Genomic DNA, 12,223 nt, shown 5'->3' with positions numbered 1-12,223 from the left:
TCAGCGGCGCAGGAAGCCGGGCAGCCAGCGGTTGCGCGCCTTCGCCTTCGCCGCGCGGCGGCGGCCGATGACCACGGCGGCGGCGGCGCCGGCGGCGGCCAGGACGCCCGCGACGGCCTGCGCGGGCCGGCCGCGGACGGCCCGCGGCGTCCGCTCCTTGACCCGCGCTACGGCGCCGCGGACGCGTGCACGGGGGTCTGTGCTGTCGGTGGGCGCGGTGACGGTGTCGCTGTAGCCCGGCGCGCCACCAGCGGCGAAGTCGGTCGTCATTGTCTGTCTCCTCATGGTCGAGTGGTATCCGCCTGCTTTGCCCAGACCGGCCAGGTCGCTAACGTGACCCGGCGTTCATTCACGCGGGCGGGCCGGTCCCGGGCGGGCGGCGGACTACGCGGCGGTGGTGTCGTCGATCGTGGCCGAGCCCGCGCGCTGCTGGATCGACGTGATCGTGTCGAGCGCCGAGTTCTTGCGGGTGTACGACTCGCTGGTCGCGACGACCTGCCCGTTGCTGGCGACGAGGTTGAAGCGGAATTCACCGGTGGATGTCTTCTTCAGGACGAACTTCATCGTGCACACCTTCCGAACCAGGGGGTCTGAGCCGATCGGGCTCACACTTCAGGTGCCCGGTCCGGAACGAGGCAAACGTGCGGATCGTCCGGCGTCGCTGTTTGGCGCCGTCACCTGCGGGAACCAGGTAGGCATGACACGGAAGAAGACCAAGATCGCGTACAAGCCGGTCGGGTGGCTCGCCGGCGCGGCCGCGGGCATGCTGGCCGGCCTGCTGTTCAAGCAGACGTGGAAGCTGGCCGGTAACGACGACGACGCCCCGAACGCCACCGACGAGGACCGTGGCTGGGGCGAGATCCTCGCCGCGGCCGCGCTGCAGGGTGCGATCTTCGCGGCGGTGAAGGCCACCGTCGAGCGCGCCGGCGCCGTCGGCGTGCGCAGGGCGACGGGCGAGTGGCCCGCCTGAGCGCCCGGCGTTGAGCCGCGGGCGGCGGGCGTTGTCGCCCGCCGCCCGCGCCGTCACGGTTGCCGGACGATGCTCTGGCCCGGATCGACGACCACGACCGCGACGACCTCGCCGTCCCTGCGGAAAGTCACCGTCCGCGGCGCCGATGTCGGGTTGACGGCCAGCAGGTGCGGGTCGTCGGCGCCGCCGAACGCGAGGCCGTACGGCCCGTCCGCGACCACCGCCGGCTGCGGCGGCCCGTACGTGGCCAGCAGCTCCACCCAGTAGCGCACCATCGCGCGGCTGGTGCTCTCCTCCCGGGTCAGCGCCGGGGTGAGCAGGCGCCGGGCCGCCGCGGGGTCCGCGACGGCCAGGTCGGCCGCGAACAGGTCGCCCCACACCCGGGGCCCGCCGCCGGTGTCCCGGTCCAGCTCGGCCGCGCGGGCCGCCGCCTTCTCCGGGTCGCCGCGGTACAGCGAACCGAACGTCAGCGGCAGCAGCTGGATGCCCGTGATCGACTCCGGCTTGGGGTCGAACCAGGTGGCGTAGTCGATCTTCGCGTCCCAGACGATCCCGGCGACGGTGTGCGCGTAGCCGGCGGGGCGCTGCCCCTGCTCACCGAGCCAGTACCGGCGGGCGGTCGCCGCCTCCAGCGCGTAGTGGGTGATCCCGTACGTGGTCAGCCGCGCGTTGCGCGAGACGATGCCCCAGCGGGTCACCGCCTCCCACGCGGCCACCGCCTCGCTCGACGACTCCTGGTTGTTGCCGTCGGCGAACGGCGCGAACCCGGACGCCGCCGAGTGTCCGAGGTAGGCGTTGAACGCGCGGAACGCCGGGAAGCCCTCGGCGCCGTCGCCGGAGAGCGAGCCGCTGTAGTCGCGCGCCACCAGGTCGACGGCGCCGCCGTAGTCGCGCAGGAACGCCGGATCGGCCTCGGCGAGCACCGCGGCCGCGCGGACCAGGTAGCCGTACTGGAAGTGGTGGTCGTTGTAGTCGCCGCTGCCGAACTCCGCGGGCACGGCGGTGATCCCGCCCCAGACCTTCTCGTACGCGAAGTACCGGGCGTCACCCGGGCCGCCGTAGGTCAGCCAGTCGACGAGTTCGGTGCGCAGCCGGCGCACGGCCGCCTCCCGTTGCGGGAGCGCGCCGACGCCCTTGGCCACCTCGGCGATCGTGGCCAGCCGGCCCAGCTCCTTCAGGCCGAAGTAGCTGCCGCCGTTCGCCGTGGCGGGCTTGTCCGCCAGGTCCCGGTCCAGGTCGGCCAGGACGGCGGCGCGGGCCGCTCCGGAGAGCGGTACCGCCGGCGGTTCGGTGATCATGCCCGGCATCGGTACCCGGACTCCGACGGCGGTGCCCCGGGCAAGGGTGAGGGTGCCGAGCGGGTCGGCGTACCCGCCGGCCATCGTTTCCAGGCCGCCGCCGGGTACGAGTCCCGCCTGCTGGTGCGGCAGGAGTGCCCAGACCGCGGGCTTGCCGGACTGCCGCTCGGCGCGCAGGCTCTGCGTCACCGTGCCGGTGACGCCGTCGTGCGTCATGTGCGACGTGGTGCGGATGACCGGATCGCCGGCGGCGCCGGTCAGCGCCGCCGTCCACTGCGCGCCGTCGGCACCGTCCGGCACCCGGGCGACCACGATCGCGCCCTTGCCGGGCCGGTCCACGCTGAGCTTGTCGCCCTGCTGGCGCCAGCCGGCGCCGTCCTGCGCCAGCACATCCCAGCGCTGCCCGGCGATGATCAGCTGGGCCAGCGGGCCGGTGCCGCCGGCGCGCCCGATCGGCGCGCTCGCGGTCAGCGACGGGGTGGTGTCGCCGAAGTCCAGGTACAGCAGCGGGCTGCCCTGCACCATGGTGATCTCCATGGTGCCGCCGCCGCTGAGCTCGGCGCGCAGCACGACGTGGAAGGCGCCGTACCCGACGACCCGCACCGTGGAGATCGCTCCGCCGGCGCTCAGCGCCGGCTGGAACGGGGTCACCACCGCCTTGGGCGAGGCGACCGGCGCGGCCGCGCTGATCCCGATCCCGGCGGAGGTGTTCTTGATCGCCAGCGGGCGGCCCCAGATCGGCTGCTCCAGGGGGCCGGTCAGGGCGGAGGTCCACCACTGGTTGGTCGGCAGCGCCTGCCCGGCCAGCGGCTTGCCGGCCTGCGCCGGGCCCTGCCGCGGTGTCATGTCGGCCGGTGCGGCGTCGGCCAGGCCGGCCTTGCCGCCCGGTTCCGGGCGGCCGAGCCGGGTGGTGGCGGCGCCCTCGAACAGCGCGCCGGTCGCGGCCGGCGCCGGCGTGCCGGCCGGCTCGCCGGATCCCCGCGACCAGCAGGCCGCGGCGAGCAACACCGTCGGTACGAGGCATGCGGCGGTCATGATCCGCCGGAGTTGCTTGGTCATCCCGCTCCGTTCACCGCGGGGGTACGGCCCGCCGCGGTCTTGGTGTCGATCTCGGCCGTGAAGCGCAGCCCCGGCACGAGCGTGCTCACCGTGTCGACGGCGTCGGTACGCGGAACCAGCACGACGGTGAGCCGTTCGTACACCGTCCGCTGCTCGTCGGTGAGCGGCGCGTCGGAGAGCGGGTCGGCGCCGATCCGGGCCTCTACGTGGTCGACGGTGACCGGCACCGGGTGGTCCAGGCCCGGGCCGCTGATCTGCGCCGACATGCCGAGGCGCAGCTCGCGGAGCTCCTCCTCGGTCGCCTTGACGGCGAAGCTGAGCTTGGTGTGGTCATAGAGGGTGATGACGGGTTCGCCGGGGCCGGTGACGCCGCCGGCGGCGACGTTCACCTTGGACACCGTTCCGGGTACGGGCGCGCGCAGGGTCTCCATCTCCGGCCGTCGCGTGCCCTTGGCCGGATCCGCGGGCAGCCGCACCCGGGCGAGCTGCTGGCCCGCGGCGACCCGGGTCTGATCGGTGACCAGCACCTCGGTCACCACGCCCGAACCGGTGGAGCCGACCGGGAGCGCGTCCGCGGTCAGGACCGCGCCGTCGAGGGTCAGGAAGGCGCTCTCGGCGAGCCGGTGGGTCAGTACGTACGCCCCGCCGGCGCCCGCGGCGGTCAGCAGCAGGACGGTGACGAGGAACGTGCGGACCGCGGGGATCCGCGACCTGACGGTGCGCCGCGCGGGCGCGACCGGTTTCGGCTCGTCGGCCGGCAGCGGGGTTTCTTCGAGACGGTCGTGTTCGATCACACTGGTCATGGCGGCAAGTCCTTTGAACGACGGAACTCTTCCGATGGGTGGCGTGCTCAGCGGGTCGTCGCGTGCGCTGGAATGTCCGCGGCGCCGATCGGGGCGGCCTCGGCGTCGTCGCCACCGGTGACCGATTCGACGATCATCCGGCCCAGGATCAGCACGATCATGGTGGCCCAGGCGACCGACAGCCAGGTCGGTGCCGGGTCGGCCATGACGGCGAGACCGACGACGATGCCGGTCACGTTGAGCAGGAGCAGGGCGAGCTGCGGCATCACGACCCAGAGCGACCGGGTGCCCCCGCCGGCCTGGTTGGTGACGCTCCACCTCGCCGGCTTGCGGCGCAGCGTCGCCCAGAAGGCCCGGGCGTGCACCGGCGCGGCGCCGATGCTCGCGACGATGGCCGAGCCCTTGAAGCCGCCGGACTGCAGCCAGGTGACGACCAGGACCATCACCTGGAACGGGATGTAGTGGGTCGCCCAGGTCACCCCGTCGGCCCGGATCGGGCTCAGCGCGAACAGCAGGTACAGCGCGGGCAGCAGCATGAACGTGAGCATCGCCAGCGAGAGCAGGTAGTGCGTGCCGACGAAGAGGTACTGCAGCCGCTGGTCGACGGTGAGACCGTTGGCGCGCCGGAACAGCCGGCCGCGCAGGATCACCTCGAACCCGCCGGTGGCCCAGCGCAGCTGCTGCTTGAAGTACGACGACACGTCCGTCGGCGCCAGGCCCCGGGCCAGCACCTGCGGCACGTAGATCGACCTCCAGCCCCGCCGGTGCAGCTCCAGCGAGGTCCAGATGTCCTCTGAGTTGCTGCCGGTGGCGATGCCGCCGATGTCGTCCAGCGCGCTGCGCCGGAACATCACGTTCGTGCCGACGCAGAACGCGGCGTTGAAGTGGTTCTTGCCGGGGCACACCAGTTCGTAGAAGATGCGCTGCGCCTCCGACGTGCCGGTGGAGACGAGGTTCGTCTGGTTGGTGTACGACTGCGGCGACTGGACGAACGCCACGTCCGGGTCCTCGAAGTGCGGCAGCACCTGGAGCAGGAAGTTCGGCTCCGGAACATGGTCGGCGTCGAGGATCACCACGTACTCGCCCGCGGTGCGGGCCAGGGCCGCGTTGACGTTGCCGGCCTTGGCGTGCAGGCCGCCGTCGCGGCGCAGATAGCCGACGCCCTCGTCGGCGCAGATGCCGCGCAGGACGTCGCTGTCGCCGTCGTCGAGGACCCAGGTCCGGTGCTCCAGCGTCATGTCCCGGGCGGCCCGCAACGTCGTCCGGACCAGCTCGGGCTCCTCGCCGTACGCGGTGATGAGCACGTCGATGCCCGGCACCTCGGCGCCGGCGCGCAGCCGGTTGCGCCGCACCGTCACGTCCACCGGCTCGTCGCGGTTGTCGTGGGCCAGGATGGTCCACCAGGTGCCGATGGCGTGGATGGCGGTCAGGCCCTCGGCCAGCAGCATCGCGCTCCACAGCCAGAGCGGCCCGCGGTACTGCGGGTTCAGCAGGAAGATCTGATAGAACAGCGTCGCGAGCAGCGCCCCGAAGATGGCGAGACGGGTGGACCGCTGCAACGGCCGCCAGGCCTGCCGCGCGGACGCGGCGGCCTTGCGGGACGGGGGATCAATGGTCGACATGGTGACTCCAAGAAGGTTTTCGCAGGCCAAGGTTCGCCGAATTGGCCCGAGCCACCCCCGCGACATTGCGTGGGCATCCGACTGTCATTCCGCCTGGCAAACGGCGATCATTTTGGCCACCCCGCTATCCGGCGGGTGCTGACCCTGGTCGGCCGACGTCGTCAAGTGGCACCGGGAAGACGTTAGGGGTAGACCGCCATCATTGGCAAATGGGGTGACTGCGACCACAGATTCTGCCGAAACAGCGCCGTATTCGTTCGTAACGTGGGGTTCATCAAATGCCGTCGACGAATCGATGACCACGAGGTTCAATCGCAGGTCAGCACGCCTGCTCGGCGGGCCGGGTCGCGTTAATGGCCGCCGCCCCGGCCGCTCGTCGCCGACGCTGATCGCGATGATGTTCGGGGAATTCATTTCGCCATCCGAAAATATGCCGTCGCGCAACCGTCTCCCGAATTCCATGGTCAAAGGTGCAGCCCGTGGCCGGGTGCCCGGGCGGCCCAAACCTGGGGCGGTGATGAGTATCGTCACACCCGATTCCGTGACCCGTTCGAGATTTACCCGCCGGTATCCTCGAATTGCCATCCGCGCCCGACACATTGACTCGGATCGGCGAGTGGGCAGCCGCCAGGTGAATATTTCGTACCGGCGCCGGAGGTGCGGCGCCCGCGTTGCAGGAGGCACGATGGGCGACGAGGCGCGGAATTCGTACCGGCCCACGCTGGAAGCGGTCGCCACCCGGGCCGGCGTGTCCCGGGCCACGGTCTCCCGGGTCGTCAACGGGTCGACGACGGTCGACGTCGACAAGCGCGCCGCGGTGCTGCGCGCCGTCGACGAGATCGGTTACGTGCCCAACCTGGCGGCGCGCAGCCTGGTGACGCACCGGACGGATTCGTACGCGCTGGTGCTCACCGAGTCGGCCGGCCGGAGCTTCTCCGACGACACCTATTTCCCGTCCCTCGTGCACGGGGTGAGCCAGCAGATGGACGAGGCCGGCAAGGAACTCGTGCTGCGGATGGTCAACTCGCCGCGGAGCCAGGACCACATCGAGCAGTCCGTCGCCGGCCGGCACGTGGACGGCGTCATGGTGGTGTCCACGCTCGGCGCCGACCCGTTGACCCGCCGGCTCGTCCGGACGGGGGTGCCGGTGGTGATCAACGGCCGCCCGCCGGACCGGTTCCCGGTGTCCTACGTCGACGTCGCGAACGCCGACGGTGCCCGGCTCGCGGTGCGCCGGCTGGTGGACTCCGGCCGGCGTCGGGTCGCCACGATCGCCGGCGCGCAGCACGTCGCCGGCGGGATCGACCGGCTGGCGGGCTACCGGGCCGAGCTGACGGAGTCGGGACGGCCGCCGATCGTGGCGTACGGGGACTTCGGCCGGGAGTCGGGCAGCGCCGCGATGGACCGGCTCCTCGCGGACGAGCCGAGGGTCGACGCGGTCTTCGTCGCCTCCGACCTGATGGCCTCCGGCGCGCTGCGGGCGCTGCGGCGGGCCGGCCGGAAGGTGCCCGACGACGTGGCGGTGATCGGGTTCGACGACACCGCCGTGGCCCGCTGCGCCGAGCCGCCGCTGACCACGGTGCACCAGCCCATTCTCGACATCGGCCGGACCATGGCCCGGCAGGTGCTGCGGATGGCCGGCGGCGAGCCGGCCGAGCCGTCGATCGTGCTCGCCACCGAGCTGGTGCTCCGGGAGTCGGCCTGAGCGCCCCGGAAATACTTGCTGTCTAGCAAGGAGTATAGATCTTCGCTCCGGGTATCCCGCGGTCAGTCGCATCGACACCACAGGAGGCCATGTCATGACAGCCGTTCCATCCGATGCCCGGGCACCGAACGAGTCGACGACGAAGCGCGAGGCGGCGAACCAGGCCGCGGACGCCGCCGCAACCGCGGCCTCGGACGTCGCCGGTACCGCCAGGGAACAGGCCCGCCGGGTCACCGACGAGGCGTCGGTCCAGGCGCGCAACCTGGCGTCCGAGGCCAAGAGCCGGGTCACCGACCAGGCGCGTACGCAGAACGACAGGGTCGTCGACGGGATCCGCCGGATGGCCGACGAGCTCGACCAGATGCGGTCGGACCGCACCGACGGCCCCGCCGCCGCCGTGGTGACCAGGGTCGCCGACGGCGGCCGCCAGGTCGCCGACTATCTGTCCCGCAACGGTCCGGAGGGCGTGCTGCGCGAGGTGCAGGACTTCGCCCGGCGCCGTCCGGGTGCGTTCCTGGCGACCGCGCTGGTCTCCGGCTTCGTCGTCGGGCGGCTCGGCAAGGGCGTCCTGAACGCCGTCGAGGCCCCGGCCGACGCCAAGCCGCGCACCGACTCGTTCGTGTCGGCCATGCCGCCCACCGAGACCGGCACGCAGTACGCGGCCACCGGAACCGGCCACCCCGCCGTGGTCGCCGAACCGCGGACCGAGCCGATGTACACCCCCGAGCCCCGATGAGTACGCCGAACCACTTCCGCTCGGAGCATGAGACCGAGCCGGGACAGACCTCGATCGGCGAGCTCATCGGCGAGATCAGCGACGACCTGTCCAAGCTCTTCCGGCAGGAGGTCGAGCTGGCCAAGGTGGAGCTCAAGCAGGAGGCGACAAAGGCCGGCAAGGCCGCCGGGATGCTCGGCGCTGCCGGCTTCGCCGGCTACCTGGCCGTGCTGCTGCTCAGCTTCGCCGTGGTGTTCGGCCTGGCGAACGTGATGGACCACGGCTGGGCGTTCCTCATCGTCGCGGTGCTCTGGGGCATCGGCGGCGCGGTCCTGTTCGTCAACGGCCGCAACAAGGCCAAGGACGTGTCCCCGGTGCCGACCCGGACCGTCGAGACACTCAAGGAGGATGCGAAATGGCTCAAGAACCCGACCGGATAAGGGAAGAGATCGAGGGCACCCGGGCCGAGCTGACCCGCGACGTGGATCGGCTGGCCGACAAGACCAGCCCCAGGCGGGTCGCCAAGCGCCGGTGGTCCGCGGTGAAGGAGAAGGTCATGGGTACTCCGGGCTACGGCGGCAGCGGTGGTGCGACCGGCACGGTCAAGGACAAGGCGGCGCAGCTCGGCGACAAGGCTTCGCGGCTGGGCGACCAGGCCGGTGACGCCGCGCACGGTGCCGTCGACTCGATGAAGGCGGCACCGCACCAGGTGGCACAGCAGACCCAGGGCAACCCGATCGCGGCGGGCGTCATCGCGTTCGGCATCGGCCTGCTGGCCGCGTCCCTGATCCCGCCGACGGAGCTCGAGAAGCACGCCGGACAGCAGATCAAGGAGAACTCGGGCGACCTGACCGACAAGGTCAGGGAAACGGCGATGGAGATGAAGGACGATCTCTCGGGTCCGGTCCAGGACGCCGTCGGGCAGGTCAAGGAGACGGCCAGGGATGCCGCCGCCACCACCCGCGACGAGGCGAAGTCGTCCGCACAGGACGCGGCGGGCGAGGCGAGGCACGCCGCGCGCCAGGCGACCTGAGCCACAGCGTGTTCGTGGGGGCCCGCCGACCGGCGGGCCCCCACGGTGGCGTCAGGGCCGGGAGCGCTCGGCGAGCTCGGCCAGCCGGCGCAGGGCCTCGACGTTGCGCCGGTGCAGGACGAGATCGTTGATCTTGTTACGGACCCAGCGCAGCGGGCCCGCCCGGAAGTCCTCGGACATGGTCACCTGGGTCTGGCCGGCGCCGCCCGGCTCGAGCGTGATGCGGACGGCGGCCTCGCCCAGCGGCCAGAGCCCGGCGCGCAGCGCGAGCATCCGTCCCGGGTCGACGGCGGTGACGGTGGATTTGTCGTGGATCGAGACCGGCCACGGCCCGACCTTGTGGTGCAGCCGCGAGCCGAGCTCGGGCCAGGCGGCGTCGACGTGGCGGATGTGTGCGGTGCCCACGACCCAGTCGCTGTAGGTCCAGCCGTCGGCGAGGATCGCGTAGACCTGCTCGGCCGGAGCGCGGACCATCCGGGTCACCGTGGCCATGACGCCAGGCTACCGGCCGCCGGTGCGGATGGTGCCGCGATCGGCGACGTTGCCGGCGGGCGTCACCCGCCGCCGGCGCCCGCGAGATCGAGCTCGAACCAGACCGCCTTGCCGGTGCCGCCCACCGGATCCGAACCCCAGGCCGCCGCGAGCCGCTCGATGATGTGCAGGCCCCGGCCCGCCTCGCTGTCGCCGTCGGCGGGGCGCATTCTCGGCGGCCGGAGGCTGCCGTCGCGAACCTCGACGCGCAGCCGCCGCCCGAGGACCATGCCGACCTCGACGTCGCCGACGGTGTGCTGGATCGCGTTCGTGATGACCTCGTCGAGGAGCAGGCAGGCGTTCTCGCCGATCGCCGCCTGCCCCCACTCGGCGAGGATGTCGCCGGCGAAGCGGCGGGCCGCCGGCGCGCTGGCGGCCTCGCCCCGGAAGACCCGTCGCGCGGTACGGGCACCCGGCGGCGGCCCGTCGTCGACGGTCAGCGTGAGGATCGCGACGTCGTCGCTGCGCGTACGGGGTCCGACGCCCGCGCGCAGGATGTGGTCGACGAGCACCTGCGGGTCGTCGGTCGGCGCCGAGCGCACCGCGGCACACAGGTCGGCGAGGCCCTGGTCCAGGGTGTACCGGCGGTCCTCGACCAGGCCGTCGGTGTACAGCACCAGGCCGGCGCCGGCGGGCAGCAGGAAGCTGGAGTCGAGATACCGGGCGTCGCGCACGCCGAGCGGCGGGCCGGTGCGCAGCCGCAGGCAGCGGGCGTCGCCGTCGATGCGCAGCACCGGCGGCGGATGCCCCGCGAGCACCGCGGTCGCGGTGCCCTCGGCCAGGTGCAGCTCCAGGTAGCAGCAGGTCGCCATCGCGTCGGGGGCCAGCTGCAGCAGGAGCTGGTTCGCGCGCTGCATCACCCCGGCCGGGGTGTGACCGTCGACCGCGTACGCGCGCAGGGCGCTGCGCAGCTGCCCCATCGCGGCCGCCGCCCGGGGGCTGTGGCCGGCGACGTCCCCGATCACCAGCGCCGCCGTGTCCGGGCCGAGGTGGATGACGTCGTACCAGTCGCCGCCGACGTCCGCGCCGTGCGTCCACGGCAGGTACCGCACGGCGTGCCGCGCGCCGCGCAGGCGGGGCAGCTGGGTGGGCAGCAGCGCCCGTTGCAGGTCCGCCGCGAGGGACAGCTGAGCCTGGTACAGCAGCGCCCGTTGCAGCGCCTGGGCGCCCAGCCGGCTGAACGCCATCAGGTTGGCCCGCTCGTCGTCGTCGAACTCCCGCGGCTGGCCGTAGCCGATCACCATCGCGCCGAGCACCTGGCCGCCGGTGCTCAGCGGCAGGAACGCCCAGGCCGCGCGGCCGCCGCCGGAGACCGCGGCGTCCGGGTCGGGCTGCGCCTCGACGAACTCCGCGGGGGAGCCGACGTAGTGCGGCTCGCCCGCGGTGCTGACCTTGGCGCCGGGGTAGGGGTGCGACAACGGCAGCTCGCGCAGCTGCTCCACCACCTCGTCCTCGTAGCCGGCGTGGTAGCGCAGCACCAGGCGGTCGTCCTCGACCAGCAGGACCGCGATGCCGGATCCGCCGGCCGAAGGGCGCACGACGGTGCCCAGCGCCGCGTACACCTCGTCCGGGGTGCTCGCCGCCACCAGCGCCGCGGTGACGGCCTGCAACACCGCGGTCCGGTCCGCCGCGGCGTGGATCTGTGCCGTGCTCCGCGCGAGCCGGTCCTGCTGGTCGACCTGCTCGGTGATGTCCCGGTAGGAGACCGCGACGAAGCCGACGTCCAGCCGCACGATCTTGAGCTCCCAGACCTGGGCGGTGGCGCCGGAGGCCAGCTGCTGCTGCCAAACCCGGCCGCCGTCGGCGACCTCGCGGCAGCACTCGAGGAGATCGAAGTCGGTGTTTCCCGCGGACCGCTCGCTGATCCGCTGGCCGACGAGATCCTCGACGCTGCTCCCGGCGAGCTTGGCGCCGATCTGATTCACGTACTCGCAGACGAAGTCCACGATCGCGCCGGAGTCGTCCCGGACGGCGCGCAGCAGGGTGAACCCGTCGAACGCGGCGTCGAGCGCCTCGTAGAGCCGGGCGCCGCCCTCGGTCTCGAAGCCGATGGTCAGCTTGGCCAGGTCGACGAACCGGGCGACGAACCCGTCGCCGAACGGCACGATCCGGAACTCGAAGTGGCCCGCCACGCTCGCCCGGTCGTAGTACACCGTGCGTGCCGTCGGCACCCGGTCCTCCACGACCTGCCGGTACAGCGGCAGGGTGCCGTCGGTGACGGTGTCGGGCCACAGCTCCCGGTAGGTGCGGCCGATCAGCTCCTCGCGCGGCCGGCCCAGGAACCGGCCGCCGGGCTCGTTGAGGTAGACCAGCGTGAAGTCCACGATGGTGTTGTCCTCGGCGCGGATCGAGCGGGCCAGTGCGCATCCGTGCGGGTCGGCGTCGAGCAGTGCGCGCACGTCCTCTGCTGGTGGGATTCCCGGAACATCCCAGCTCACCGCCACCTCCCGCCACGCAGCCGCACTCAGCCTAACCCCGCCGGGCCGC

General features: G+C 72.6%; 13 protein-coding genes. 5 read left to right on the top strand and 8 right to left on the bottom strand.

The annotated features are described in order from the left end of the window. Together ACIBSW_RS10530 and ACIBSW_RS10525 are read right to left on the bottom strand one after the other, a co-directional pair. A complete protein-coding gene (locus tag ACIBSW_RS10530) occupies positions 1 to 270 on the bottom strand; it encodes a hypothetical protein (protein ID WP_354730843.1) in 270 nt (89 codons plus the stop codon). A gap of 114 nt (positions 271 to 384) precedes the next feature. Further along, a complete protein-coding gene (locus ACIBSW_RS10525; RefSeq protein WP_354730845.1) occupies positions 385 to 564 on the bottom strand; it encodes a YegP family protein in 180 nt (59 codons plus the stop codon). 133 nt (positions 565 to 697) lie between these two features. Here ACIBSW_RS10525 and ACIBSW_RS10520 point away from each other — a divergent pair, with 133 nt between their 5' ends. Then, positions 698 to 970, top strand: coding sequence for a DUF4235 domain-containing protein (locus ACIBSW_RS10520; protein ID WP_404799294.1), 273 nt, complete (start codon positions 698 to 700; stop codon positions 968 to 970). Positions 971 to 1,023: 53 nt separating this feature from the next. On the opposite strand, the gene ACIBSW_RS10515 is transcribed toward ACIBSW_RS10520, so the two are convergent. From ACIBSW_RS10515 to ACIBSW_RS10500, 4 genes are all read right to left on the bottom strand, one after another. Beyond that, the gene (locus ACIBSW_RS10515) at positions 1,024 to 3,327 is read right to left on the bottom strand and encodes a glycosyl hydrolase (protein WP_354721415.1); all 2,304 of its coding nucleotides are present in this window, start codon (positions 3,325 to 3,327) and stop codon (positions 1,024 to 1,026) included. Then, complete coding sequence (locus tag ACIBSW_RS10510) at positions 3,324 to 4,130, bottom strand: HlyD family efflux transporter periplasmic adaptor subunit (RefSeq protein ID WP_354721417.1); 807 nt, start codon at positions 4,128 to 4,130, stop codon at positions 3,324 to 3,326. The genes ACIBSW_RS10515 and ACIBSW_RS10510 overlap by 4 nt, the downstream gene beginning before the upstream one ends. Before the next feature lie 47 nt (positions 4,131 to 4,177). After that, positions 4,178 to 5,752, bottom strand: coding sequence for a glycosyltransferase family 2 protein (locus ACIBSW_RS10505; RefSeq protein ID WP_354721419.1), 1,575 nt, complete (start codon positions 5,750 to 5,752; stop codon positions 4,178 to 4,180). 84 nt (positions 5,753 to 5,836) lie between these two features. Beyond that, complete coding sequence (locus tag ACIBSW_RS10500; protein WP_354721421.1) at positions 5,837 to 6,283, bottom strand: hypothetical protein; 447 nt, start codon at positions 6,281 to 6,283, stop codon at positions 5,837 to 5,839. A 154-nt stretch (positions 6,284 to 6,437) separates the two neighbouring features. Here ACIBSW_RS10500 and ACIBSW_RS10495 point away from each other — a divergent pair, with 154 nt between their 5' ends. The 4 genes from ACIBSW_RS10495 (at position 6,438) to ACIBSW_RS10480 (ending at position 9,205) form a co-directional block, all read left to right on the top strand. Then, positions 6,438 to 7,457 (top strand): LacI family DNA-binding transcriptional regulator, encoded by a 1,020-nt coding sequence (locus ACIBSW_RS10495; protein WP_354721423.1) that lies wholly within the window; start codon positions 6,438 to 6,440, stop codon positions 7,455 to 7,457. Positions 7,458 to 7,551: 94 nt separating this feature from the next. Then, a complete protein-coding gene (locus tag ACIBSW_RS10490) occupies positions 7,552 to 8,193 on the top strand; it encodes a hypothetical protein (protein WP_354721425.1) in 642 nt (213 codons plus the stop codon). Then, a complete protein-coding gene (locus ACIBSW_RS10485; protein ID WP_354721427.1) occupies positions 8,190 to 8,612 on the top strand; it encodes a phage holin family protein in 423 nt (140 codons plus the stop codon). Before ACIBSW_RS10490 ends, ACIBSW_RS10485 begins: the two co-directional genes overlap by 4 nt. Beyond that, positions 8,588 to 9,205, top strand: coding sequence for a DUF3618 domain-containing protein (locus ACIBSW_RS10480; protein ID WP_354721429.1), 618 nt, complete (start codon positions 8,588 to 8,590; stop codon positions 9,203 to 9,205). The genes ACIBSW_RS10485 and ACIBSW_RS10480 overlap by 25 nt, the downstream gene beginning before the upstream one ends. Before the next feature lie 51 nt (positions 9,206 to 9,256). Here ACIBSW_RS10480 and ACIBSW_RS10475 read toward each other — a convergent pair whose 3' ends face one another. After that, on the bottom strand, positions 9,257 to 9,697 hold the full coding sequence (locus tag ACIBSW_RS10475; protein WP_354721431.1) for an SRPBCC family protein: 441 nt from the start codon (positions 9,695 to 9,697) through the stop codon (positions 9,257 to 9,259). 62 nt (positions 9,698 to 9,759) lie between these two features. Further along, entirely contained in the window at positions 9,760 to 12,135 is a 2,376-nt protein-coding gene (locus tag ACIBSW_RS10470) for a SpoIIE family protein phosphatase (protein WP_354721433.1), read from the bottom strand. Between the last annotated feature and the right edge of the window lie 88 nt (positions 12,136 to 12,223).

The organism is Actinoplanes sp. NPDC049668 (genome assembly GCF_044465445.1).
In the GTDB taxonomy this organism is placed as follows: domain Bacteria; phylum Actinomycetota; class Actinomycetes; order Mycobacteriales; family Micromonosporaceae; genus Actinoplanes.
This window is presented reverse-complemented; position numbering and strand designations above follow the sequence as displayed.

Excerpts from the sequence above, each read along its gene's own strand:
- ACIBSW_RS10530 (WP_354730843.1), bottom strand. The coding sequence starts at position 270 with ATGACGACCGACTTCGCCGCTGGTGGCGCGCCGGGCTACAGCGACACC.
- ACIBSW_RS10525 (WP_354730845.1), bottom strand. The coding sequence starts at position 564 with ATGAAGTTCGTCCTGAAGAAGACATCCACCGGTGAATTCCGCTTCAAC.
- ACIBSW_RS10520 (WP_404799294.1), top strand. The coding sequence starts at position 698 with ATGACACGGAAGAAGACCAAGATCGCGTACAAGCCGGTCGGGTGGCTC.
- ACIBSW_RS10515 (WP_354721415.1), bottom strand. The coding sequence starts at position 3,327 with ATGACCAAGCAACTCCGGCGGATCATGACCGCCGCATGCCTCGTACCG.
- ACIBSW_RS10510 (WP_354721417.1), bottom strand. The coding sequence starts at position 4,130 with ATGACCAGTGTGATCGAACACGACCGTCTCGAAGAAACCCCGCTGCCG.
- ACIBSW_RS10505 (WP_354721419.1), bottom strand. The coding sequence starts at position 5,752 with ATGTCGACCATTGATCCCCCGTCCCGCAAGGCCGCCGCGTCCGCGCGG.
- ACIBSW_RS10495 (WP_354721423.1), top strand. The coding sequence starts at position 6,438 with ATGGGCGACGAGGCGCGGAATTCGTACCGGCCCACGCTGGAAGCGGTC.
- ACIBSW_RS10490 (WP_354721425.1), top strand. The coding sequence starts at position 7,552 with ATGACAGCCGTTCCATCCGATGCCCGGGCACCGAACGAGTCGACGACG.
- ACIBSW_RS10485 (WP_354721427.1), top strand. The coding sequence starts at position 8,190 with ATGAGTACGCCGAACCACTTCCGCTCGGAGCATGAGACCGAGCCGGGA.
- ACIBSW_RS10480 (WP_354721429.1), top strand. The coding sequence starts at position 8,588 with ATGGCTCAAGAACCCGACCGGATAAGGGAAGAGATCGAGGGCACCCGG.
- ACIBSW_RS10475 (WP_354721431.1), bottom strand. The coding sequence starts at position 9,697 with ATGGCCACGGTGACCCGGATGGTCCGCGCTCCGGCCGAGCAGGTCTAC.